Genomic DNA, 23,640 nt, shown 5'->3' with positions numbered 1-23,640 from the left:
TTTCCTCGGCTGCGCCGAGTCTGTCGTGCCGTTCTACGCCTCATCTGGCTGGCAGCGCATCAGAGCGCCAGAACGGTGGATCAGCCGAGAGGGGCGCGCGATCGCCTCGCCAGCAGGACACCCCCTCTTCATCCTGCCGGTGCATGGCAATGCTGCTGAGTGGCCGACCGGCGAGGTGGACTTGAAGGGGCGATCGTGGTGACCGTGTGGACGCTACGCATGTAGCTCAAACGGTCGTTTGAGCCACCTATCTGCGGCCATGTCCGTCCTCACGTTTAGCGTTGGGGGCATGAGTTGGGAACCAGTCCTCGAAGCAGTCGGTCAAGCGGTTAACGGTAAGAGCGAAGCCGCTAAGGCGGCTCTTGAAAAGTGCTGGGATGAGACGGTCGAAGAAGACCATGCCCAACGGTGCGTGTTGGCGCACTACCTGGCCGACCAGCAGGAGAATCTTCAGAGCGAGACTCGCTGGGACGAGCAATCCCTTACAGAGTTCACATACCTCCAAGATGGTGACCTCGCAGCCATCGGAGTTCCCTCGACAGCGGGGTTCGCTCCGAGCTTGCACCTCAACCTCGGTGATGATTACCTGCGCGCTGGGCGCGTCCAAGACGCCGAAGATCAGGTTGTACGGGCGCAGCAATCTGTCGCACGACTGCCCGAGCAGGGGTATGGCGCGATGATTCGAGACGGCGTTCGTCGCCTCCAAGGACGTGTCGAGGCGGCGAACGCGGCGCTGTAGCTCAACCGGTCGATTCTGCTACGTGAGCAGCACGGCCGCGGATTGGTCTGTGACTCGCCGCGATAAGCGTCCGGTTCTTCTCGTCTGTCGCTGCCCGGCTAGCTCGACTTCCCCGTCATCATGACCCCGCCTCCACTCAGGGAGGTCTTTGCGTCTCGCCTTTTGAGGGATCGACTCTTCCCGCTATCAACGAATCTGCTTTGCTTCGGCACTCCACCCACTCAAAATGAGGCCATGGACATCCTCATTCTCGGCGGCACCGGGTTCTTGGGCCGGGGCCTCGCCCTCGCCGCACTTAACGCCGACCACACCGTCACGTGCCTGGCCCGTGGCTCGGCTCCGGCGCCCGCAGGAGTGGAGTTCATCCAAGCTGACCGCGACCACCCGAAAGCCCTGGCGTCCGTCACCGGCAGGGCGTGGGACGCCGTCGTCGATCTGACCAGCCATCCCCGGCACGCCCGGGATGCCACGAGCCGCCTCACCGCCTCGCACCACATCTTCGTCTCAACGACCAGCGTCTACGTTTCGTTTGAGGTACCCGACCAGAACGAGGACGCAGCCGTGGCGGCTCCGCTGGAAGCTGACCTCATGACAGCGATGGACCAGTACCCGGCGGCCAAACGCCGGTGTGAGCTCACCTACCTGGACGTCCCGGATCCCGTGACGGTTATTAGGCCGGGGCTGATCGGCGGTGCCGGCGACGAGTCTGGCCGCTCCGGCTACTACCCGTGGCGCTTCGCCCATCCGACGGGTCCCGACGTGATCGTCCCCGACGACTCTTTCCCTGTGGCCCTGATCGACGTGGAGGATCTCGCCGCCTGGATCCTGCGGTGCGCCGAGCAACGGATTACCGGGGTTTTCAACGCGGCCGGCACCCCGCACGTCCTTCGGGACGTCGTCGACGCCAGTATCGACATCACCAGGTCGACCGCCCGGCCGCGTGTGGTCGACGACGCGACGCTCGACGAGTGCGGTATCAGCCCGTGGGCCGGCCCTGCGTCGCTGCCGCTGTGGGTGCCATGGGAGGGCTGGCGATACGTGAACATTGTCGACTCCTCCCGGGCTCTCGCCCAGGGCCTGAACCGCCGCCCGCTGCGCGACACGCTCATCGCAGCTTTGCGGACGGAGGAGTCCAGGAGGACCCCCCGCCCGGCGGGGCTCAGCGACGGAGAGGAGATCTGCCTGCGGGCGGCTCTCCACTGAGACGGTAAAAAGACCCACGCCTTGGCTCGTTGGGGGTTAAATCGGTCGTTTTTGCTGCCCCCTCTCCGAGTAGTCGGGGTTGACGTGTGAAGTGCGCCGATAAATTTCCAGTATCTCGCGTGGGCAAATGCCCATCCTAGGTCCGGCCGCTAGACCGCCGCACGGTGTTCTAGGTGTACTGACCGGGGACGTTAGTCGACGCTTGCGGCGCTGGTAGAACTCGCGTCAGGGTCGCGGCATCGCCGGTGACATCCACGCCATGCGCGATAGCGGCGGGCAGAGGCATTGCGCCTTGCAGGAGGGCAACCAGTACCGGCCCGGGGCCTGCAACACGCGCCAGGGGGCTGACATCGCGCTGGCAAGGGTTCACCGTGATGGTCCCGGCGGCGGCGGTGAGGTCGAAGCCGTCGTCGAAGGTGCCGAACCGGATCACGATCGGTGGCTCGTCCGGTCTGTGATCCGCGAGGAGGAAGCGTGCCGGTTGGCTGAGCCAGTGCATCTGGAAGATCGCATCACTCGGCGCCTCTGGAACCGTCGGTGCACCCCACTTCAGAAGCTCGCGCAGCACTCCGTCCAGGGCCCGGCCACGCTCGGTAAGTCGATACGTTGGCGTGCCCGGGATTCCTGGGGCGGGCTCGCGGGCGACGACACCGTTGGTCTCGAGGTCCCGCAGACGCTGGGTGAGCAGGTTCGTCGCGATGCCAGGCAGGCCGCGCTGGACTTCGCCAAAGCGCAATGCTCCCCCGATCAGCAGCTCACGCACGATCAGGAGAGTCCACCGGTCACCGACGACATCTAAGGCGCGAGCGATCGAACAAAGCTGTCCGTAGGACTTCACCTGAACCCCCTTGACTTTATCAAGTGCCTGCTTGAAAGTATCAAGCACCATTCTCACACCAAGGAGAGCCATGCCCGCCACCCTGTCTTCTGCCGCACCTCAGACACTCAAGGACTACTACCGGATCCTCGAGTCCGGCATCGACAGTTACCAGGACGGGGCTGACCTACGGCCTCTGCTGGATGACCACCTCGACTTCACGGGCTCCCTCGCTGGACACCTCCCCGACGCCACCGATGGCTTCCTGGGCGGGGTTGCCAGGTTCATCGCGACGGTCAAGCAGATCGAGATCATCCACGACGTGCACGGCACTAACAGCTCCGCCGTGCTCTACACGGCGACCATGCCCGGCGGTCCCATGACCTTCGCGGAGTTCTTCACCTTCGACGGCGGACGCATCGCGTCCTTGAACCTTCACTACAGCGGCCCCGAGTACATCGAGAAGGGTGGACGATGACAGCACAGAAGGACCTGGTCGAGCGAGTTCGTGACGCGCTAAGAGCTCGCAACCCTCGTGAGGTGTCGATGTTCGGGGGAGTGTCGTTCATGGTCGAGGACCGGATGGTCGTCGCCGCTCGTCGGGAAGGGACGCTCCTGCTACGCATCGACCCCACTGACGCGGAAGACCTGCTCACCCGCCCTGGTGCTCACCCTGCGCTCATGGGCGCAGACCGCCCCATGGGTGACGGCTGGATCAGCGTCGAGCAGGCCGCACTCCAGGGACCTGGGCTCGAGTCCTGGCTCGAGCCAGCACTCACCTTCCATGCAGCGCAAGGCGCCGAGTAGAGACCTCTACTCCAACTCCATCATCCGGTGGCCGGTCGCAAACGCGGCCGGCCACCGATCTATCTCAGGAGGCACTTTGAGTCATCGCAATGCCGCGCTAACCCCACGTCATCGTCTACGAGTCGTACGCCTCGTCATCGAGGAAGGATGGCCGATCAGCGAAGTCGCTGCCCGCTTCCAGGTGTCGTGGCCAACCGTGAAGCGGTGGGTCGACCGCTACCTTGCTGGCGAGCCGATGCAGGACCGGTCGTCACGGCCGAAGTCTTCGCCGAACAAGACGAGCAAGAAGACGACAAAACGGTGCGTGAGCCTACGAATGCGCCTGAGGGAAGGGCCTATTCAACTCGCAGCCCGACTCGGCATCGCCCCGGCCACGGTCCACCGCATCCTCACGACCGCGCGCATGAATCGACTTTCCTACGTCGACCGTGCTACCGGCGAGCCGATCCGCCGATACGAACACGACCACCCTGGCTCGTTCGTGCACGTGGACGTCAAGAAGCTCGGGAACATCCCCGACGATGGGGGCTGGCGATACGTCGGGCGACGTCAAGGATCGAGGAATCGTGCCGTCACTCCCGGCAAGCCGAAGAACAAGTGGCGCAACCCCAAGCTCGGGTATGCGTTCGTGCACACCATCATCGATGACCACTCGCGCGTCGCCTACACCGAGGTTCACAACGACGAATCCGCTGTCACCGCCGTCGGAGTCCTGCATCGAGCGGTCGAGTGGTTCGCCGACCGAGGGGTCGCAATTGAGCGCATCTTGTCCGATAACGGTGGTGCGTACCGTTCTCATCTGTGGCGAGACGCGTGCGAGGCCCTATCGATCACTCCGAAGCGAACGCGGCCATACCGCCCACAGACCAACGGCAAGGTCGAGCGATTCCACCGCACCATGGCCGACGGTTGGGCGTATGCGCGCTGCTACACGAGCGAGAACGAACGCCGCGATGCCCTCCCCGACTGGCTCCACGAGTACAACCAGCACCGACCACACACCGCCTGCGGAGGCCAGCCGCCCTTCTCACGATTGATCAACGTCCCCGGTCAGTACAACTAGAAATTCGGGTGGTAGCCATGAGCGGGACCGTGCACCAAAAACCGGCTCCGGCCAAGCATTTCTGCCTGGCCGGAGCCGGTTCACTCGGTCGGGATGACAGGATTTGAACCTGCGACCCCTTGACCCCCAGACGTCCAGACTGTTCCGGCCAGACCGGATTCTGCGTGATTCCGGGCGTCAGATCATGCAGAACACGTCACGAGATGCACGGAGTGCATGATTCTGGTCCCCCTCGTGGGCAAGCTCAGTTCGCGGTCAGAGCCGTGAGAGGCGCTACGACGGCGTGGAACCTGTTGCCCACGAGCAGCACGACGATCTTGTGGCTGGCGCTGCCTTGCTGCGGTTCTCCGGGTGGTGATGTCGGGGGCGGACGGGCCAGCTCAGGCCGGTTGCGGGATGGCGGCGATGTTCGCGAAGACCGCGACGATCGCGGCTGCCCAGGGCCACGTCTCCGGGATCTTAAGGCGAGTTGATATGTCCGAGACGCTATAGGGCAGGAGAGTCGCCATTCTCGCCGCCGACGGGGTCGAGCGAGTCGAGCTCGAACAGCCCCGCGAGGCACTGGAGCGGGCTGGCGCACAGACCGAGGTGCTGTCGATCCATGACGGTGAGATTCGGGCGCGTGAGAACGATCTGGATGCAGCAGGCACGTTCACCGTTGACGGGTTGGTCGCGGACGCCTCTGTCACCCACTATGACGCCCTGCTTCTCCCGGGCGGCACGGTGAATCCCGACCAATTCCGGGTTGACCCCGACGCGGTCTCCTTCGTCCGCGAGTTCGTCGAAAGCGGCAAGCCCGTTGCGGCAATCTGTCACGGGCCGTGGACGCTGATCGAGGCCGGTGTGGTCGAAGGCCGCACCTTGACGTCCTTCCCGAGCATCCGCACGGTCCTGCGCAACGCCGGTGCTGACGTCGTCGACCAGGACGTCGTGGTGGACGGGAACCTGATCACCAGCCGCTCGCCCGATGACATGCCTGCGTTCTGCGATACGATGGGGGCGAAATTTGCGAGCAATTCGACCCAGGAAAAGGTGATGTCATGAGCGTGACTAAGGGATTGCTTGTCAGGCTGGAGGCCCTGCCCGGCAAAGAAGACGAGGTCCAGGAATTCCTCGGCATCGGGCGAGGGCTCGTCGAGGAGGAACCGGCCACCGTCGCGTGGTTCGCGATCCGTCTCGGCCCGTCCTCCTTCGGGATCTTCGACGTGTTCCCCGATGACGCCGGCTGCGACGCGCACCTGTCCGGCGCAGTTGCCACCGCTCTCGGCGAGCAGACCGGCAAACTGTTCAGCGAGCCCACGATCGAGAAGTTGGACGTCCTGGGCTCCAAACTCCCCGCCTGACACCACAGACCGGCAGTACTGGCCCAGAGAGGAGGGGTCGTTGCGCGCGGTGACTTCGGGCTTACACAGCCCGCTGACGTCGTGGCAGCGGCCCCTTCTCTTGTGGCCTATCGCTAATCACCAACAGATCGAGGAACCGCGATGACAGGAACTGACCACGGCGTTACCACGACGCGTTCACCCGAGGTAGCAGTGATCGGGGGCGGGATCGTCGGTCTGTCGACGGCGTACGCGCTGCAGGAGCAGGGCGTGCCGGTGCGCTTGTACGAGGCTGGTCTGCCCGGGACGGGTCAGTCCGCAGGCGAGTCGCGGATCTTCCGGCATGCCCACGACGACCCGCGACTCGTCGCTTTCGCGCGCGAAAGCCGCGGCGTATGGGATGAGTGGGCCGAACACTTCGACGTCGAGCTGGTCTCATCAGACGGTGTCCTGGCGATCGGAGACAGCGCCCTGGCGCGGCTGCGGGTGCTCGACCAGGTCGGCGGCGTGGAAGCGCACGAGATCGACGCGGCCGAGGTCGCCCAGCGGATGCCGCTGCTCGCTGGGTACTCGGGGCCAGCGGTGCTCGACGAGTCGGGCGGCGCGATCCGCACCCGCGCCGCGATCACGGCACTCACGGGTGCCCTTGCAGATGCGATCACCACCGGCGAGGTCATCTCCATCGATCCCCGCGCCGACGGCACGGTCGAGGTGCGCAGCGTCACCGACCGGGCTGTCTACTCCAAGGTGGTCGTGTGCGCCGGCCGCGAAACCGCCCGCCTGGCACGAAGCGTGGGCCTGTCGCTGCCGGTTCGTCTCGCCGCACACGTACGGCTGACCTTCGACGTGAAAGCCGCCGCCCCGACACGAGTCGCGTGCCTGCAGGACAGCAGCGGCGTCTTCGGCGAAGTCGGCGTCTACGCGACGCCGCTACCGGGCAACAGCAGCTATTCGGTCGGACTCAGCGACACCGTCGGCGTCCGCGACGACGGAACTTTCATCGACCCGGCGGCGATTCGATCGCTGGACGAACGCGCACGCGAATACGTGACACGGGCGCTGCCCGGTCTCCACCCAGAGCCGCGCGACTTCCTCCACTGCTGGGTGACCGACCTCCCGTGGAGTGAGGACGGCGTGGCCGTGTGGGAGGCAGGCCCTGTCTTCTTCGTGGCCGGTCACAATTTGTTCAAGCAGGCACCTGCGCTGGGTCGCGCTCTTGCGCGGGCTGCGACCGGCGGCGGTCTCCGCGCCGAGCTCACGCCCGAAGCGCGCCTCGGCGAGGCCCAGGGCTAGCCCCGGTCTTTCATGACGGCGGTCGGGATCGTGTCGGAGCCGTGTGATCGAGTGCGCCCGTGTGCGGAGTGACTGCGGGTACGACGACGTGTCGGCTGGCGCTGCCTTGCTGCGGTTCTCCGGGTGGTGATGTCGGGGGCGGACGGGCTAACTCAGGCCGGTTGCGGGATGGCGGCGATGTTCGCGAAGACCGCGACGATCGCGGCTGCCCAGGGCCACGACTCCGGGATCTTGAGGCGACGTCGGCGTGCGCTGTGAGCGAGTCGGGTGGGCACGTGGAGGAATCGGTAGCGCAGCGCCTTCGGCTCGCAGGTTGCCAACGTGGCGGCGGAGCCGATGCAGCCGAGCAGGCGGGTCCACGCGGTTAGGTCGGCCGCGATCTGGGTGATCATCAGCCAGGTCCGGTTGATGTTGAACTCCCGCGACGGAAACCGTCCCAGGCCGCTGTCCTTGGCGTGGCGGATGCGGTCCTCGACCCGTGCATGGGCCCGATGCCGGGCCTCGAGAAAGGCGAGCTGGCCGGCCGTGGTGTTGGTGACGAAGGCTTCGTAGCGCCAGCCGTCGCGTTCCTCGAACAGAGACAGTTGCGCGCCGGGGTGGGGGCGTTCGCGGCGCACGATGACCCGCATCCCGGCTGGCCACTTGGCGAGAACCTTCGGGTCGATGAGGCCGGTCAGCTCGGCGACGTCGCCGCCCTCACGAACGCCGCCGTCGGCATCGAGTGCTGGGGTCCAGACCTTCTTCGGGACCAGATCGATGGCATCGCGGAGCTTCCCGGTGATCGTGAATCCCACGCTGTACTCGACGCTGCGGCCGCGGACCGTGCCCTGTTCGGTGCAGGAAGGGGGTTCAAGGCGCTCCGTTCGGCCACAGGTGACCGCCGGCGAGAGCGCCGGGGGGACCAGAAGGGGACCACGAAAAACGACCGCCGAACACGATGAAGCCCAGGTGAGAAACCTGCTCTCACCTGGGCTTTTCTGTCGGGATGACAGGATTTGAACCTGCGACCCCTTGACCCCCAGTCAAGTGCGCTACCAAGCTGCGCCACATCCCGCGACCGTGTTCGACACCGTTTCCGGCCCCGAACACCCGAGTTACATTACCCCAACCCTGCCCGAATTTCACATCGGCGCGAGCGACTCGCGAGCCGCCCGCGCCGAATGGAAACCGAGCCAGTAGGGGCAACCACTCAGCGCTTGCGCTGGCGCTTCTCCCGCACGCGCATGGTGACCTCCAGCGGGGTGCCCTCGAAACCGAAGGTCTCACGGATCCGACGCTGGATGAACCGGCGGTAACCGGGGTCCAGGAACCCGGTGGTGAACAGCACGAACTTGGGCGGCCGGGAGGCCACCTGCGTCCCGAAGAGGATCCGGGGCTGCTTGCCGCCGCGCACGGGGTGCGGGTGGGCCGCCACGATCTCGCCCAGGAACGCATTGAGCCGCCCGGTGGGGATACGGCGGTCCCAGGAGTCCAGGGATGTGTGCAGCGCCGGGACCAGCTTGTCCTTGTGCCACCCGGTCTTGGCCGAGAGGTTCACCCGGGGAGCCCAGGACACGTGGGCCAGATCCCGTTCGATCTCGCGTTCCAGGTAGAACCGGCGCTCGTCGTCCAGGGTGTCCCACTTGTTGAACGCGAGCACCAGCGCGCGGCCCGAGTCCACGGCCATTTGCAGGATGCGCACGTCCTGTTCGGAGAGCACCTCGTCCACGGCGAGCAGCACCACGGCCACCTCGGCGCGTTCTAGAGCGGTCTGGGTGCGCAGCGACGCGTAGAAGTCCGCCCCCTGCTGCAGGTGCACGCGGCGGCGGATGCCGGCGGTGTCGATGAAACGCCACGGTTCCCCGCCGAGCATCACGATCTCGTCCACGGGGTCACGCGTGGTGCCGGCGGTCTCGTCCACGACCACGCGCTCGGAACCGGCGAGCTTGTTCAGCAGGGAGGACTTGCCCACGTTGGGCCGCCCGATCAGGGCCACGCGGCGCGGTCCACCCTCGAGCTCGGCCTCGGCCACCTCCGAGTACTCGGGCAGCGCCGCCACGAGGGCATCCAGCGCGTCGCCAGAGCCCTTGCCATGCAGCGCGGAGACCGGGAACGGCTCCCCCATGCCCAGGGACCACAGCGCGGTGGCCTCGATCTCGAGCTGCGGGGAATCCGCCTTGTTGGCCACCACGATGATCGGCTTGGTCACGCGCCGCAGCATGGACACCACGGCCTCGTCGGTCGCGGTGACCCCCACGGTCACGTCCAGCACGAGCAGCACGGCGTCCGCGTTCTCCACGGCCAGCTCCGCCTGATCGGCCACGCGCTTGTGGATGCCCTTGGCGTCCTGCTCCCACCCGCCGGTGTCCACCAGGGTGAAGTTCTTCCCGTTCCACTCCGCCTTGTAGGACACGCGGTCGCGCGTGACGCCCGGGGTGTCCTCGACCACGGCCTCGCGGCGCCCGATCACGCGGTTGACCAGTGTGGACTTGCCCACGTTGGGCCGGCCGACCACGGCCACCACGGGGTCGGGGCGGCGGGCGTCCCGCTCGTCGTCTCCGTCGACCCAGTCCGCGAGCAGCGCGGCGTCCTCGTCGTCCAGCTCGTAGTCGGCCAGCCCTTCGCGCAGTGCCTGCGCACGGGCCTCGGCCTCGGCGTCGTCGATCGCGGCCAGGCGCTGGGAGATGTCCTCGTTGCCCCCGCCCAGGACGGACTGTTCGTAGGAGTCCACCGTGGGCTCGTCCGATGCGCTCATGGTTACCTCGCTTCCTCGGGGGCGTTGGCGCCCGTGTCGTGAGGCGCGGCGAGCGCCCCGTCGTGTGTGGTGGTGCGGATGATCAGGTCGATCACGCCTTGCACCGTTTGTTCCATGGTCAGTTCGGAGGAGTCGAGCAGGTGCACACCGTCCTGCGCCGTAGTGAAGTTCACCACGGTGGAGTCCTTGGCGTCCCTGCCCACCACACGGGCCTCCAGGTCCGACGACGCCGCTGCGCCTACCTGTTTGCCCCGCCGCGCCATCCGCGCGGCCTCCGAGGCGGTCAGCAGGATCCGCACCTGGGCGTCCGGGGCCACGACCGTGGTGATGTCCCGGCCCTCGGCCACAATCCGGTACCCGCTGTCCCGGATGATGTCCTGCTGCATGCGCACCAGGACCTCGCGGGCGGGGATGGTCGTGGAGACCGCAGAGACGTGGTCCGTGACCCGGTTACCGCGGATCGCCGTGCGCACGTTCTGCCCGGCCACCGTGATCCGCTCCTCGTGGGGATCGGTGCCCATCTCCAGGGGGACGGTCTCGGTTGCGGCCGTGACGGCCTGCGGATCGGTGAGATCCACCCCGGATTCGAGGCACCACCAGGTCACCGCGCGGTACATGGCTCCCGTGTCCAGGTAGGCCAGGTCGAAGCGGCGGGCCACCTCCTTGGACACCGAGGACTTCCCGGAGCCCGAGGGCCCGTCGATCGCGACCACGAGTCGCGCGTTCGTGTCCCATGCGTTCATCACTGCACCACCTTCCAGCCGCGTTCCTGCAGCTCGTCCACGAGGCCTTCCCGGCGGTTGGGATCCACCGAGGCCACGACCAGGCCCACCGGTTGCCCGGGTGAGTGTTCCAGGCGCAGGTCCTCCAGATTGACCCCGATCTCCCCGATCTCCGTGAGCAACTTGGCAATGGTCCCAGGGGTGTCGTCCACGGCCACGGTGAAGGTCGCGAAGGCCCGCGGTGCCCCGCCGTGCTTGCCGGGGATCCGCGCCTGGCCCGCATTACCCTCGGCCATGAGTTGGGCAATGTCCAATCGCGCGCCGTCCGCCGCCGGGTCCTCCAGCGTGGCGATGAGCCGTTCGATGTCCTCGCGCACCTCGTACAGCGAGCGCACCACGGGCCGGGCGTTCGCGGAGAGGATCTGCACCCACAGACCGGGATCCGAGCCCGCGATCCGGGTGGTGTCCCGCAACCCCTGCCCCGCGAGGGACAGGTGGTGCAGCGGGGTGTCCTGCAACCGGGAGGCCAGCAGGGAGGACATCACCTGCGGCACGTGGGAGATCAGCGCGACGGTCTCGTCGTGTTCGGTGGGGTCCAACACCGTGATCGTGGCGCCGAGGTCCACCGCGAGGTTCTTCGCCGCCGTGATGGCGCCCGCACCGGTCTCAGGACCGGGGCAGATCACCCACGGCATGGATGTGAACAACTCCCCGCGCGCGGCCACGGGTCCGGATTTCTCCCGCCCGGTCATGGGGTGGGTCCCCACGTACCGGGTGAGGTCCGCACCGGACGCCGTGACGGCGGCCAGGATGGGGGCCTTGACGGAGGCGATGTCCAGCACCGTGGCACCCGGGTGATCGGTCAGTGCCTGCACCACGAGCTCGGCCACGACGTCCGGAGGGGCCGCGACCACCACGAGCACGGGCTCGGGCACGTCCCCGCCCGCGGCGCGCACGCTGCGCCCCGCGCCGATGTCCTGGGCCACGGCCTCCGTGGTGGGCGAGGAGTCCCGCAGGTACACGCTCACACCCAGGTGCCGCAGGCCCAGGCCGATGCTCGCCCCGAGCAGACCGGAACCGATGACCAGCACCGGTCCGGTCGTGGATGCTGTCACGGGAACCACGATCACATCCCCACGGACGCGAGGAGGTTGCCCACCTCGGTGTGCGAGAGCTTGCGCACGGTGCCCTGGCGCTGGTCCCCAATCGCAATGGGGCCCACGCGGGTGCGTGCGAGCTTCTCCACGGGGTGGTTCACGGCGTCGAACATGCGGCGCACGATCCGGTTGCGCCCGGAGTGCAGCACCACCTCGATGAGCACGTGCCCGGGGGTGGAGTCCACGAGGCGGAAGTCGTCCACCTTCGCATCGCCGTCCTCGAGCCGGATGCCCTGCTTCATCTGATTGCCCACGCCCTTCTCCACGGGCCCGTGCACCTGGACCAGGTACGTCTTGGGGACCTCGTAGGAGGGGTGGGTCAGGCGGTTGGTGAGCTCGCCGTCGTTGGTGAGCAGCAGCAGACCCTCGGTCTCCACGTCCAGGCGGCCCACGTGGAACACGCGTTCGTGCTTGCGCGGGTCCAGGAAGTCGCTCACGCAGCGCCGGCCGTCCGGGTCCTCCATGGTGGAGACCACACCGGCGGGCTTGTTGAACGCGTAGTAGACGAGCTTCTCGTCGGTCTGGATGCGCATCCCGTCCACGTGCACGGCCTGCAGCACAGGATCCACGCGCACGCCCAGCTCGGTGACGATCTCACCGTCCACGGACACGCGCCCGTCCTGGATCATCTCCTCGCACACGCGCCGGCTCGCCACGCCCGCCTGGGCCATGAGCTTCTGCAGCCGCACGCCGTTCTCGTCGTGCACCTCCAGCCGGTCCACGGGCGGGTTCTTGGGACGACGACGCCGGTGCGGGCCGTGCTCCTTGATCGCCGCCGCGCGGCGCTCGTACTTGTCCACGCCCGCGAACGCGCGGGGCTTCTGGGGTCCCTTGCGGGACGCCGCGGCCTTGGGCTTGCCCGCCGCCTTGCCGCGCCCGGCACCCGAGCCCTTGGAGTAGCCGCGCCCGGCTGCGTCGCCCGAGCGGGATCCGGAGGCCTTACCGGGACCCGAGCGGAAGCCGGCCTTGGGCCCGGATTTGGAGCCCTTGCCGCGACCCTGGGGGCCGCGGGCTCCCCCGCCGCGGGATGGGTTGTTGCGTGATTGTGCCATGCGTCGATCAGTCCTCTATGTCGTCAAGTTGGTCGGTTCCCGGCAGCAGGGGTGCGATGTCCGGGAGCTCGTCCAGCGAGCCGAGACCGAGTTTTTCCAGGAAGAGCGGGGTGGTGGAGTACAGGACGGAGCCCGTGGCCTCCTCGCGCTCGTGGGCCGTAAGCAGCCCGCGCTGCACCAGGGTGCGTACCACGCCGTCCACGTTCACGCCGCGGATCGCCGAGACGCGGGAACGGGAGACCGGTTGCAGGTAGGCCACCACGGCCAGGGTCTCCAGGGCGGCCTGCGACAACCGCGAGCTGCTGCCCTCCACCACGAAGTCCGTGACGAGCTGCGCATGCTTGCTGCGGGAGTAGATTCGCCACCCGCCGGCCACTTCGCGCAGTTCGAAACCACGCACGCGGGCGGCGGGCACGGCGTCGTCGCGGGAGGCCGACCGTCCATCATATCCGGCGGCGCCGTCCCGTGGTGAGTGCGCCGGGGTGTTTCCGATCACGCCGTCGTAGTCGGCCTTGAGGTGTTCCAAGGCGCTGCGTACCCGGTGCACGGGCTCGCCCGTGACGCGCGCGAACTCCTCGAGCTGCACGGGGGCCGCGGCCACCATGAGCACGGCCTCCAGGGCCGAATACAACTGCGCGTCGTCGAGCCCTGTGGGCTGTTCCGAGTCGTGGGTGTCGACGATGTCGACAATGGGGGGTCGTGCGGGGCTGGGTTCCGCCACGCGCTCATCATCTCCTTCGGTACGGTTCACACCGATCCTGTGCGGGAATCATTCTCCCAGGTTTTGCTCCCCGGCGCTCGCCGCCGGATCCGCCTCCGCGCCCGTGTACTCGCTGCTCAGGGACTCGGCGGTCCAGTCGTCGGAGCCGTCCCAGCGCACGAGCAGGGGTCCGAGCACCTCGTCCTGGCGCATGCGCACCACCCGGTCTCGGTACATCTCGAGCAGGGCCAGGAACCTCACGACGATCACGAGCGTGGACGTCGCGTCCGCGATCAGTGACCGGAACGTGTGTTCCTCGCCGTCCCGCAGCGCCTCGGCGATCGTCTCGGCCTCGTCCGCGACCCGTACCCGCGCGCCGTGGAGGTGAGCGACGTCGACCTCTTCCGGGACGTGCCGCTCCGAGTCCAGCGCCACGACGGCCAGGTGCGCGAGCTGATCGGGTGTGAGCGTCCACATGAGCGGCGGCAGGGCCGTGACGACCGCGGGGTCCAGGTCCACGTGGCGCGGGATCCGCACGGACTCCGCGGCGAAGCGCGCGTTGAGCTGCCCCGCAACCTCCTTGAACGCCTTGTACTGCAGCAGGCGTGCGAACAGCAGGTCACGCGCTTCGAGCAGTTCGACGTCATACTCGTCCTCGACCTCGCCGCGCGGCAACAAGCGCGCCGCCTTGAGATCCAACAGGGTGGCCGCGACCACGAGGAACTCGCTCGCCTCGTCGAGCGCCTTGGGCGAGGCGATCTCCTGCAACTCTCGCACGTACTGGATGAACTCGTCCGTGACCGCGGACAGGGACACCTGGGTGATGTCCATCTCGTGCTTGGCGATCAGGGACAACAGGACGTCGAACGGACCCTGGAAGTTCTCGAGCGCCACGGTGAAACCCGCGGCCGCCCCGGACGGCGCGTCCGACGGCTCGCCGGAGGACCCACCCGACGCCGCATTCGCCTTGAGCTCGACGGTGCTCACGAGTGCGTGGGGATCACGGCGCCCCGCCGCGCGAGATCAGCTCGCGCGCGAGCTGACGGTAGGACTCGGCACCGGGGTGGTTGCTCGCGAAGTTGAGGATCGGCTCCGCGGCGACGGTGGCGTCCGGGAACTTCACGGTGCGCTTGATGACGGTGTCGAAGACCTTGTCCCCGAACGCGTCCACGATGCGCGCGATGACCTCGCGCGAGTGCAGGGTGCGGGAGTCGAACATGGTGGCCAGCACGCCGTCGATCTGCAGCTTGGGGTTGATCCGCTCCTGGACCTTGGAGATCGAATCCACGAGCAGTGCGACCGCGCGCAGCGCGAAGAACTCGCAGATCAGCGGGATGATCACGCCGTGGGAGGCCGTGAGCGCGTTGACCGTGAGCAGCCCCAGGGACGGCTGGCAGTCGATCAGGATGACGTCGTAGTAGTCCTCGACCTTACGCAGCGCGGACGCGAGCACCTGCTCGCGGGCCACCTCGGTCACGAGCTGGACCTCCGCGGCGGAGAGGTCGATGTTGGCGGGCAACAGGTCCACGTTCTCCACATGGGTCTGCTGCACCACGTCCCACACGTCCACGGAACGGTCCATCATGACGTTGTAGATGGTCAGGTCCAGCTCGTGGGGGTTGGACCCGAAGCCCGCGGACAGCGCGCCCTGCGGGTCGAAGTCCACGAGCAGCACCTTGCGCCCCAGCTCGGCGAGCGCGGCCCCCAGGTTGATCGTGGACGTGGTCTTACCCACCCCGCCCTTCTGGTTGACCATCGCGATGATGCGGGCGGGGCCGTGTTCCGTGAGCTCGGGCGGGTCCGGGAAGGTCCGCACGGGGCGGCCGGTGGGGCCTACGGCGTCCGACGCCGGGTTCTGCTGGGGCGTCTCATCACTGGCGTTGCTCACGTGCGACAGCCTTCCTTCCTGGGCGTCCGTTCAAGTCTCAACGCCCTACCCTACCGCCCGGGGGTGCACCCGGCCGGTACCAGCTGCGCTCCCCCGCACGAACGTGGACATGCACCGGGCCCCACCGCGGTGACGGCGGGGCCCGGTGCGGGGGCTCGGCGGCGTGACCTGGGGAGTCAGTGCTCCCTCGGGGTCACGGGCCGGGATTCCGGATGTCCCTCCAGGGCCTGCTCCGGGGCGGTCGGGGAGCCGTGCGGGTCCACCGTGAGGGATTCCTCGTCGAAGGGCTCGGCACCCGAGAGCACCCGGCGCACCCGGTCCTTGTCCACCTGCTTGACCCACGTGCCCAGCACCAGGGTGGCCACCGCGTTACCGGAGAAGTTGGTCAGGGCGCGGGCCTCGGACATGAAGCGGTCGATCCCCACGATCAACCCCACGCCGTCCACGAGGTCCGGGCGGTGGGACTGCAGGCCGGCGGCCAGTGTGGCGATGCCCGCGCCGGAGACACCGGCCGCACCCTTGGACGCGATGATCATGAACAGCAGCAGCGTGATCTGCTCCCCCAGCGCCAGCGGCTTGCCCATGGCGTCCGCGACGAACAGCGCGCCCATGGTCAGGTAGATCGCGGTGCCGTCCAGGTTGAACGAGTAACCCGTGGGCACCACCACACCCACGACCGGCTTGGACACACCCAGGTGCTCCATCTTGGCGATCAACCGCGGCAGGGCCGCCTCGGAGGAGGACGTGGAGAAGATCAGCAGGTACTCGCGGGCCAGGTACCTCATGAGCGAGAAGATGTTGACCCCGGAGACGAGCTTGAGGATCAACCCCAGGACCACCACGATGAACAAGATGCACGTGACGTAGAACGCGAGCATGAGCCCAATCATGGACACGATGGCTTTCATGCCGGTGGCACCGACCACCGCGGCGATCGCCCCGAGCGCACCGATGGGTGCGAGCCACATGACCATCATGAGCAGCCGGAACACGACCGCCTGGATGTAGGTCACGGCCTTGAGCACGGGCTTGCCGGACTCCCCCATGGCCTGCAGTGCGAAGCCCACGAGCAGCGCGACCAGCAGGGTCTGCAGGATGTTCCCGGAGGTCAGGGCGGAGAACAGCGTGGTGGGGACGATGCCCAGCACGAAGCCCACGGCACCGCCCTCGGCCGAGTGGTCTCCCCCGGAGGCCAGCCCCGAGGAGTCGTAGTGCGCGTTGGCCAGGTCCAGTCCGGATCCGGGCTGGACGATGTTGCCGACCACCAGACCGATCGCGAGCGCGAACGTGGACATCACGATGAAGTAGGTCAGGGCGAGCCCACCCACCTTGCCCACCGTGGCGGCGTGGGCGATGGACCCCACCCCGAGCACGATCGTGCAGAAGATCACTGGCGCGATCATCATCTTAATCAGGGCGATGAACCCCGTGCCGAGCGGCTTCAGCGCCACACCGACGTCCGGGAACAACAACCCGATCAGCGCGCCGAGCACCACGCCGGCGATCACGAAGATGTAGAGGTAGTGGGTGCGGTCCTTCTTCCCTGGACCGGCGCCCGCGGCGCGGGCTCCCCCGGGGGCGCTGCCCCGGACGCGCGTGTCTGACATGGTGTCTCCTGACGGATCGGAGGTGGTTCGGTGGTGGAATGGTGATCAGCCTCACGCACCATCCGCGTCCGCGTCGCGTTGTGGTCATATCGTTCATGACCGGGATCACAGTGCCCGCCGCGGACCTCCCGCTGCCCGCCTGTACGACCCGCACCATTCGCTCGGAGCCGCCATGTCCCTCGCCCGCCGTTTCCTCGCCCTGCAGTTGGGGCTCGTGGTGGTCATCTCGCTCGTGGTGGCCGGTGTGATGGTGTGGCAGACCCACACCCGGGTCACGGAGCAGGCCCAGGCGGTCACGCGGGTGGCCACGGGAACACTCGTGGACGATCCGTTCGTGCGCGACGTACTGCTCTCCTCCGACCCCCACCCGAGGCTGCAGGAGTTGACGAGCACCCTCGAACGGGATACCGCGGTGGACTTCATCACGATCATGACCCCGGACGGCACCCGGATCACCCACCACGACGAGGGCCTCGTGGGTCAGCAGTACCTGGGCGACCGTTCGCAGGCGCTACGCGGCGAGGTGCACACCGCGACCGAGGTGGGTCGGCTGGGTCCCTCCGTGCGCACGATCGCGCCCGTGCGGGACCGGGACGGGACCATCATCGGACTCGTGTCCTCGGGGGTGCTCGTGAACCGGATCGCCGCGGAGAGCCGCCACGAGCTGCCAGGACTCGCCCTGATCGTGGGTGCGCTGCTCGCGGCGGCCTCGGTGGTCTGCGTTCTGGTGGCGCGCTACCTCAACCGCGTCACGGACGGGCGCTCCCCCGAATCCCTCGTGCGCGGTCTCGCGCTCAACCGCGCGGTGCTGTCCCGCGCACGGGAGGGGCTCGTGCTGCTGGACCCCGCCGACCGCCCGGTGCTGAGCAACACGCGCGCCGGTGAGCTGCTCGGCGTCACCCCCGGCGAGCAGCGCGGCTCCTCGCCGGAGGACGCCCGCTTCGAGCCGTACGACAACGCCCGCTCCGGCCCCGGGAGCCCACGACGCGGTCGCGGTCTCTCGGGTTCACGCGGGATCGCCCGACGACGACGCCGCCCCGCCGCCGAGCCCGTGCCCCCGGCCGTGGCCGAGCTGCTCGCCCGGGCGGACACGTTCACGGACGAACGCTGCACCGTGGCAGGACGCACCCTGGTGGCCTCGTGCACCCGGGTCTCGGAGGACTCCGGGCTGCGTGTGCTGATGGTCCAGGACCAGACGGAGCTGAGCAGGATGTCCGGCGAGCTGGACACCGTGCGCACGATGGCCGCCGGGCTGCGCGCCCAGACCCACGAGCACGCCAACCGGATGCACACCGTGGTCTCGCTGCTCGAACTCGAGCGCTACCCGCAGGCCCGAGACTTCGCGGCCTCGACCCTCGAGGGGTCAGTGCGATTAGGTGTGACCGCCCGGGAGATTGAGGACCCGTATGTCGCGGCGTTGCTCGCGGGTAAGACCGCCACGGCCCACGAACGCGGCGTGGAACTCGTGGTCGTGACCCACGAGCGGGTGCCACCGCTCGCCGTGGACCCCTCCGAGCTCGTGAGCGTCCTCGGCAACCTCGTCGACAATGCCGTGGATGCGGTCAGCGATGTCGAACGGGACGAACGTCCGGACGACGAACCGCCCACCGTGGAGGTGGAACTCGTCCCGTCCCGAGACGGGCGGTTCGTGCACCTCACGGTCGCCGACAACGGGCCCGGCATCCGACCGGACGTGCGGGCGCGGCTCTTCGACCCCGGGGTCACCACCAAGCCCGCCACGGACGCGCCCCGCGGGGTGGGCCTGGACGTCGTGCGCCGGGTGGTGGAGGGCTGGGGTACCGAACTCACGGTGTCCCACGAGGCGGGCGCCGTGTTCTCGGTGGACATCCCCGCGCAGCACCCCGCCCTCGATCGGAAGGAGAACCGATGATCCGCGTGCTCGTGGTGGACGACGAAGCCCTGACGGCGTCCGCGCACGCCGAGTACGTGGCCCGCTGCGCGGGATTCGAGGTGGCAGGGGTCGCGCGCAACGGCACGGCGGCCGTGCGCGCGGTGCGGGAGCGGGCGGCGTCGTCGGCCCCGGTGGACCTCGTCCTGCTGGACCTCACGCTCCCGGACATCTCCGGGCTCGAGGTGGCCCGGGCCCTGCGAGCACAGCGCGCGGCCGTGGACCTGCTGATCGTCACCGCACACCGGGACGTGGCCACGGTGCGGGACGCCACCGCGGTGGGGGTGGTGGGCTACCTCGTGAAACCGTTCACCTTCGACGAGCTGCGGCGCAAGCTCGAGGCCTACGCCGCCTACCACCGGGTGCTCGCGGCGGCCACGCCGGACGACGCCGCGATCGAGCAAGCGGAGCTCGACCGGATCTTCGCCGCCCTGGTTGCTCGCCCCGCTCCCGCGCCGCCCAAGGGTCTCGCTCCCGACACCCTCGAAGCGGTCGCGGGATTCCTGCGGGAGGCCTCCGACTACCACTCCGCGGGTGAGCTCGCCCGTGAACTGGGGTTGTCCCGTGTCACGGCACGGCGCTACCTCGAGCACCTGTGCGCGGCGGGGTCCGTGGAGCGGCGGGCGCGACACGGCACCCCCGGGCGCCCCGAACTGGAATACGGGTGGCGCCGCTGAACCCAGCGGCGCCACCCGTCACGTGGTCGATCGGTCGTGGGGGGACTACTCGGAGGTCACGGCGCTGCTTTCCGCGCGGGCACGACGGCGCTCCCGGCGCCGTCGTGCGAGCGGGACGTGGACCCTGGCCACGAGCCCGCGGTGCGCGCGGTGCCTCAGCATCTTCAGGGGCCCCGGTGCGGGTACGGCGCGCGTAGAACGCGGCCACCAACCCGAGCACGCCGAAGGCCCCCATGGACGAGGTCCCGTAACGGGACAGGGAGCTCGTGGTTTCCGCCCACAGGGTGCGGCACGCGATGTCCAGGGGCAGGCCCACCAGGAACCCCAAGGCGCCCACGAGGAACAGGCCCAGACCCATCGTGAACATGATGGGGATCTCGAAGCGCACGGCCACGAAGGTCTCCAGGCCTTCCGCGACCATCCCCCGTACGACTCGGTGTTGCGCAGCCCACCGCCGCCGTTGCCGACGGCGCCCAGGAACTGCTGGACCTCCTCCGGGGAGAGCCCGTGCTGAATGGCGAGCGCCTGCACCTGCTCGGGAGAGGCAGCGGAGGGTAAGCGTTCGAGGTCCGCGAAGAACTGCTGGGAGATCTCCTGGGACCCGGAGGCTCCGTCCGCGGGAGCGCCCTCCATCAGGGCGCCCTTCATGGGCACGCCGCTCAGGGGCGCGGTGGCCCCGTTGACCGGGGCGGGTGCGTTGCCTTTCGCGGCGGCGTCGCTGGCGCCAATGGACGAACGGCTCGAGGACTGGCCGGGCAGCAGGGTGAGCACCGTGATCAGCACGGCGTGCAGCGCCAGGCCGATCCAGAGCCAGATCTTCTGGGCCTGGGGACTCGTGGCCAGCACCGCCGCGACCACCAGGGCCGCGAGACTGCTTACGGACGAGCTCGAGAAGAGTCAGATGTTGGTCAACAGGGTGCCCAGGATCGCCAGGCCGCGCAGGACGTCCAGGGCCACGAGCCGTCTGCTCATACTCAGGGCGAGGGCCTGGATCCCCGTCCACCGCACCTGCCGAGTCACCGGACGGCGGGTGGCAACACCCCGCGAGCGGTCCCTGACCGCGCGGGCGGGGAGTGTTTGTGCGGAGTCAGAGTGTCTACGCGACTGCCGAGTGCCCGCGCGGATCCTGTCGGCCCGCGCGAGCCGCTACCCCTGCTCGCGCGGTGCCAGCACGGCGTGCAGCGCCTCAAGTACGGAATCGTCCTCGATGGTCGAGGGCACCGTGTACTTCTCCCCGTCCGCCATCTGACGCATGGTCTTGCGCAGGATCTTCCCCGAGCGGGTCTTGGGCAGGGCGTCCACCACGGCCACGTCCTTGAAGTCCGCCACGGGCCCTATCTGCGAACGCACCATGCCCACGAGGTCCTCGCGCAACTTCTGGGGTTCGATGTCCGATCCGGTCTTGAGCACCACATACCCGCTGGGGCGCTGACCCTTGAGGGGATCGTTCACACCGATCACCGCGCACTCGGCCACGTCCGGGTGGGTCGCCACGACCTGCTCCATGTGCCCCGTGGACAACCGGTGCCCGGAGACGTTGATGACGTCGTCGGTGCGGCCCATCACGAACACGTACCCGTTCTCATCGATGTAGCCCGAGTCCCCCGTGGCGTAGTATCCCGGGAACGCCGAGAGGTAGGAGGACACGAACCGCTCGTCGTTGCGCCACAGGGTCACCAGAGTGCCCGGCGGCAGGGGCAGCCGCACCGCGATGTTGCCCTCTTCCCCCGGACCCAGCGGCTCACCCACGGGGTCGAGGATCTCCACGTTGAACCCGGGCACGGGGACCGTGGGCGAGCCCGACACTATTGGCAGCTTCTCGATCCCGAAGGGGTTGGCGCAGATGGCCCACCCGGTCTCGGTCTGCCACCAGTGGTCCACCACGGGCACCCCGAGCACGTCCGAGGACCAGCGGTGGGTCTCCGGGTCCAGTCGCTCACCGGCCACGAACAGCGCCTGCAGCGAGGAGATGTCGTATTCGCGCACGAGGTCCCCCTGCGGATCGGCCTTGCGGATCGCGCGCAGCGCCGTGGGGGCGGTGAACAGCACCTTGACCCCATGCTCGGCCACGCGCTTCCAGAAGGCCCCGGCGTCCGGGGTGCCCACGGGCTTGCCCTCGTAGACCACGGTGGTCGCGCCGGCCAATAGGGGCCCGTAGACGATGTAGGAGTGGCCCACGACCCATCCCACGTCCGAGGCGGTCCACATCACGTCCCCGGCGCCGATGTCGTAGATGTTGCGCATGGACCAGCTCAGGGCCACCGCATGCCCGCCGTTGTCCCGCACCACGCCCTTGGGGGTGCCCGTGGTGCCGGAGGTGTAGAGGATGTAGAGCGGGTCGGTGGCCTTGACCGTCACGGGCTCCGCTGGCGTCACGCCGTCCTGCGCCTCGGTCCACGACAGCCACGCGGGCCCGCCGTCGCCGGCCCGCTCGCGCGCCTGGGCCACGGTCGTGACGAAACCGTCCCGTTCGTGCACGAGCACCGCCGACGGCGCGTGGTCGCTCAACTGCAGGGCCTCCTCGATCGCGGGCAGGTACTCGATCCGGCGCTTGGGCTCCACGCCACCGGACGCGGTGACGACGACCACCGGGGCGGAGTCGTCCATCCGGCTCGCCAGTTCCTTGGGGGCGAAACCCCCGAACACGACGGAGTGCACCGCACCCAGTCGCGCGCACGCGAGCATCGCGATCAGGGACTCCGCGATCATGGGCATGTAGAGCAGTACCCGGTCCCCCTTGGCCACACCCTGGGCGGCGAGCGCACCGGCGAAGCGGGCCACGCGCTCCTGCAACTGCGCGTACGTGATGTGTTCCTGGGTGTCCAGCACGGCGGAGTCGTAGATCAATGCTGTGCGTTCCCCGTGCCCCGCGGCCACGTGACGGTCCACGGCGTTGACGCACGTGTTGAGCTCTCCGTCCGGGAACCACCGGTAGAGGGGTGCGTCGGAGTCGTCGAGTGCGCGGGTGGGTGGGCTCACCCAGTCCACGGCGTCGGCGGCGTCGAGCCAGAACCGCTCGGGGTCCTCCACGCTGGAACGGTAGACGGATGCGTACGTGGCCTCGGACATGGCTTCCTCCGCGGGTGGTCGTGGTGAGGATCGGTGCCACCAGGATAGTGTCCCTGATCACACAAAACAAGAGCTTTGTATACACACGACGCGTAACCTCCTATTAGTTCGGGAAAACTCTTGGATCATGACGGGCTCGTGTATACACTGAAGGAAATTTCGATCTTCAGGAGGAGCCATGCGAGCGGGTGAGCGTGCCTACCGCGAACTGCGCGCGGACATCGTGTCGTGGCGCCTGGTCCCCGGGCAGGTCCTGGGCGAAGTGGACCTCTCCGAACGGCTCGGCATCTCCCGCACCCCCGTGCGCGAAGCGCTGTCCCGGCTCACCGCGGACGGGCTCACCGAGCCGCACAACGGCCGCGGCGTCGTCGTCAGCGCCCTATCCGCGGACGACGTGCGCGCCCTCTACGAACTGCGCGACACGCTCGACTGCCGGGCCGCCGAACTCGCCGCCCAGCGCGGCGACCCCGAGACGTTCCGAGCGCTCGCGGACGAACTGTCCCACGCAGCGGAGCGGCTCTCGGACGACCCCGACCACCCTGCGTACTACGAGCTCGTGGACCGCATGGACGAACAGATCGACGCCGCCGCGGGCAACCCCTACCTGCAACAGGCTCTTGAGAACGTGCGTCTGCACCTCGCCCGCGTGCGCCGGCTCGCCACCTCCGATCCGCAGCGGCTGGCCGCCGCGGCCGCCGAACACGAGGCGATCGCCCGCGCGATCGCGCACGGGGACGCACCCCTGGCCGTCGCGACCACGCGCGTGCACCTGAAGAACGCCCTGAGCAAGGCCCTCGGCTCACCCGCGCTCGCCGTGGCCCGCCCGGAGGCCTCCTGACCGGGGCGTACGCCCCACGTACCATCCGCAAACCCGCGGAGAC

23 protein-coding genes, 1 tRNA gene and 1 pseudogene are annotated in these 23,640 nt (G+C 68.4%); 12 read left to right on the top strand and 13 right to left on the bottom strand.

All coding sequences use genetic code 11. From position 1 onward, the window contains the following. The 3 genes and pseudogenes from Q9R22_RS12235 to Q9R22_RS12225 form a co-directional block, all read left to right on the top strand. Positions 1-202 (top strand): annotated as a pseudogene (locus tag Q9R22_RS12235) (GNAT family N-acetyltransferase); the annotation flags it as partial. 87 nt (positions 203-289) lie between these two features. Then, positions 290-739 carry a hypothetical protein gene (locus tag Q9R22_RS12230; protein WP_131333131.1) on the top strand — a complete coding sequence of 150 codons (450 nt, stop codon included), beginning with the start codon at positions 290-292 and terminating at the stop codon, positions 737-739. Positions 740-973: 234 nt separating this feature from the next. After that, positions 974-1,942 (top strand): NAD-dependent epimerase/dehydratase family protein, encoded by a 969-nt coding sequence (locus Q9R22_RS12225; RefSeq protein WP_131333132.1) that lies wholly within the window; start codon positions 974-976, stop codon positions 1,940-1,942. Between the two features lie 169 nt (positions 1,943-2,111). Here the strand turns inward: Q9R22_RS12225 and Q9R22_RS12220 are convergent, their stop codons facing one another. Further along, positions 2,112-2,852: a helix-turn-helix domain-containing protein gene (locus Q9R22_RS12220; RefSeq protein WP_242670438.1), complete on the bottom strand. Its 741-nt coding sequence runs from the start codon at positions 2,850-2,852 to the stop codon at positions 2,112-2,114. On the opposite strand from Q9R22_RS12220, the gene Q9R22_RS12215 reads away from it, so the two are divergent. The 6 genes from Q9R22_RS12215 to Q9R22_RS12190 all read left to right on the top strand — a co-directional run bounded on the left by Q9R22_RS12215 (position 2,851) and on the right by Q9R22_RS12190 (position 7,244). Next, complete coding sequence (locus Q9R22_RS12215) at positions 2,851-3,237, top strand: hypothetical protein (protein ID WP_131333133.1); 387 nt, start codon at positions 2,851-2,853, stop codon at positions 3,235-3,237. The two genes, Q9R22_RS12220 and Q9R22_RS12215, sit on opposite strands and share 2 nt — an antisense overlap. Continuing rightward, positions 3,234-3,566 carry a TfoX/Sxy family protein gene (locus Q9R22_RS12210; RefSeq protein ID WP_005177612.1) on the top strand — a complete coding sequence of 111 codons (333 nt, stop codon included), beginning with the start codon at positions 3,234-3,236 and terminating at the stop codon, positions 3,564-3,566. The genes Q9R22_RS12215 and Q9R22_RS12210 overlap by 4 nt, the downstream gene beginning before the upstream one ends. 76 nt (positions 3,567-3,642) lie before the next feature. Beyond that, complete coding sequence (locus tag Q9R22_RS12205) at positions 3,643-4,629, top strand: IS481 family transposase (protein ID WP_131333134.1); 987 nt, start codon at positions 3,643-3,645, stop codon at positions 4,627-4,629. Positions 4,630-5,136: 507 nt separating this feature from the next. Further along, positions 5,137-5,673 (top strand): type 1 glutamine amidotransferase domain-containing protein, encoded by a 537-nt coding sequence (locus tag Q9R22_RS12200; RefSeq protein WP_242670697.1) that lies wholly within the window; start codon positions 5,137-5,139, stop codon positions 5,671-5,673. Next, positions 5,670-5,972, top strand: coding sequence for a putative quinol monooxygenase (locus Q9R22_RS12195; protein ID WP_131333135.1), 303 nt, complete (start codon positions 5,670-5,672; stop codon positions 5,970-5,972). The genes Q9R22_RS12200 and Q9R22_RS12195 overlap by 4 nt, the downstream gene beginning before the upstream one ends. Positions 5,973-6,113: 141 nt before the next feature. Next, positions 6,114-7,244, top strand: a complete 1,131-nt coding sequence (locus tag Q9R22_RS12190) for an FAD-binding oxidoreductase (RefSeq protein ID WP_207387835.1) — start codon at positions 6,114-6,116, stop codon at positions 7,242-7,244. Positions 7,245-7,396: 152 nt separating this feature from the next. Here Q9R22_RS12190 and Q9R22_RS12185 read toward each other — a convergent pair whose 3' ends face one another. The 10 genes from Q9R22_RS12185 to Q9R22_RS12140 form a co-directional block, all read right to left on the bottom strand. Further along, complete coding sequence (locus Q9R22_RS12185; protein WP_276401463.1) at positions 7,397-8,149, bottom strand: transposase; 753 nt, start codon at positions 8,147-8,149, stop codon at positions 7,397-7,399. 75 nt (positions 8,150-8,224) lie between these two features. Continuing rightward, positions 8,225-8,298 (bottom strand) — tRNA-Pro (locus Q9R22_RS12180). Between the two features lie 135 nt (positions 8,299-8,433). Next, positions 8,434-9,978, bottom strand: coding sequence for a ribosome biogenesis GTPase Der (gene der, locus Q9R22_RS12175; protein WP_098055213.1), 1,545 nt, complete (start codon positions 9,976-9,978; stop codon positions 8,434-8,436). 2 nt (positions 9,979-9,980) lie between these two features. Next, positions 9,981-10,721 carry a (d)CMP kinase gene (gene cmk, locus Q9R22_RS12170; protein ID WP_131333136.1) on the bottom strand — a complete coding sequence of 247 codons (741 nt, stop codon included), beginning with the start codon at positions 10,719-10,721 and terminating at the stop codon, positions 9,981-9,983. Beyond that, entirely contained in the window at positions 10,721-11,830 is a 1,110-nt protein-coding gene (locus tag Q9R22_RS12165) for a prephenate dehydrogenase (RefSeq protein ID WP_098055211.1), read from the bottom strand. The genes cmk and Q9R22_RS12165 overlap by 1 nt, the downstream gene beginning before the upstream one ends. After that, positions 11,827-12,909: a pseudouridine synthase gene (locus tag Q9R22_RS12160; RefSeq protein WP_131333137.1), complete on the bottom strand. Its 1,083-nt coding sequence runs from the start codon at positions 12,907-12,909 to the stop codon at positions 11,827-11,829. Before Q9R22_RS12160 ends, Q9R22_RS12165 begins: the two co-directional genes overlap by 4 nt. 7 nt (positions 12,910-12,916) lie before the next feature. Next, a complete protein-coding gene (locus tag Q9R22_RS12155; protein ID WP_131333957.1) occupies positions 12,917-13,591 on the bottom strand; it encodes an SMC-Scp complex subunit ScpB in 675 nt (224 codons plus the stop codon). Between the two features lie 87 nt (positions 13,592-13,678). After that, positions 13,679-14,503: a segregation and condensation protein A gene (locus tag Q9R22_RS12150; RefSeq protein ID WP_396415675.1), complete on the bottom strand. Its 825-nt coding sequence runs from the start codon at positions 14,501-14,503 to the stop codon at positions 13,679-13,681. Positions 14,504-14,609: 106 nt separating this feature from the next. Then, on the bottom strand, positions 14,610-15,497 hold the full coding sequence (locus Q9R22_RS12145) for a ParA family protein (protein WP_064847382.1): 888 nt from the start codon (positions 15,495-15,497) through the stop codon (positions 14,610-14,612). A gap of 176 nt (positions 15,498-15,673) precedes the next feature. Continuing rightward, on the bottom strand, positions 15,674-17,104 hold the full coding sequence (locus Q9R22_RS12140; RefSeq protein WP_131333139.1) for a cation:dicarboxylate symporter family transporter: 1,431 nt from the start codon (positions 17,102-17,104) through the stop codon (positions 15,674-15,676). A 172-nt stretch (positions 17,105-17,276) separates the two neighbouring features. On the opposite strand from Q9R22_RS12140, the gene Q9R22_RS12135 reads away from it, so the two are divergent. Next, positions 17,277-18,995 (top strand): ATP-binding protein, encoded by a 1,719-nt coding sequence (locus tag Q9R22_RS12135; RefSeq protein WP_165489798.1) that lies wholly within the window; start codon positions 17,277-17,279, stop codon positions 18,993-18,995. Next, entirely contained in the window at positions 18,992-19,690 is a 699-nt protein-coding gene (locus Q9R22_RS12130; RefSeq protein ID WP_131333141.1) for a response regulator, read from the top strand. Before Q9R22_RS12135 ends, Q9R22_RS12130 begins: the two co-directional genes overlap by 4 nt. Positions 19,691-20,587: 897 nt before the next feature. On the opposite strand, the gene Q9R22_RS12125 is transcribed toward Q9R22_RS12130, so the two are convergent. Further along, a complete protein-coding gene (locus Q9R22_RS12125; protein ID WP_276401366.1) occupies positions 20,588-20,710 on the bottom strand; it encodes a hypothetical protein in 123 nt (40 codons plus the stop codon). A 126-nt stretch (positions 20,711-20,836) separates the two neighbouring features. Further along, on the bottom strand, positions 20,837-22,759 hold the full coding sequence (locus tag Q9R22_RS12120; protein WP_131333143.1) for a propionyl-CoA synthetase: 1,923 nt from the start codon (positions 22,757-22,759) through the stop codon (positions 20,837-20,839). Positions 22,760-22,937: 178 nt separating this feature from the next. Between Q9R22_RS12120 and Q9R22_RS12115 the strand changes: the two genes are divergently transcribed. Beyond that, positions 22,938-23,597: a GntR family transcriptional regulator gene (locus tag Q9R22_RS12115; protein ID WP_098055191.1), complete on the top strand. Its 660-nt coding sequence runs from the start codon at positions 22,938-22,940 to the stop codon at positions 23,595-23,597. Positions 23,598-23,640: the final 43 nt, after the last annotated feature.

This window comes from Kocuria sp. PD6, from assembly GCF_031844145.1.
GTDB classification, from domain to species: domain Bacteria; phylum Actinomycetota; class Actinomycetes; order Actinomycetales; family Micrococcaceae; genus Kocuria; species Kocuria marina.
Note: the sequence above shows the minus strand (reverse complement) of the source record. Positions and strands in the feature narration are given on the sequence as shown.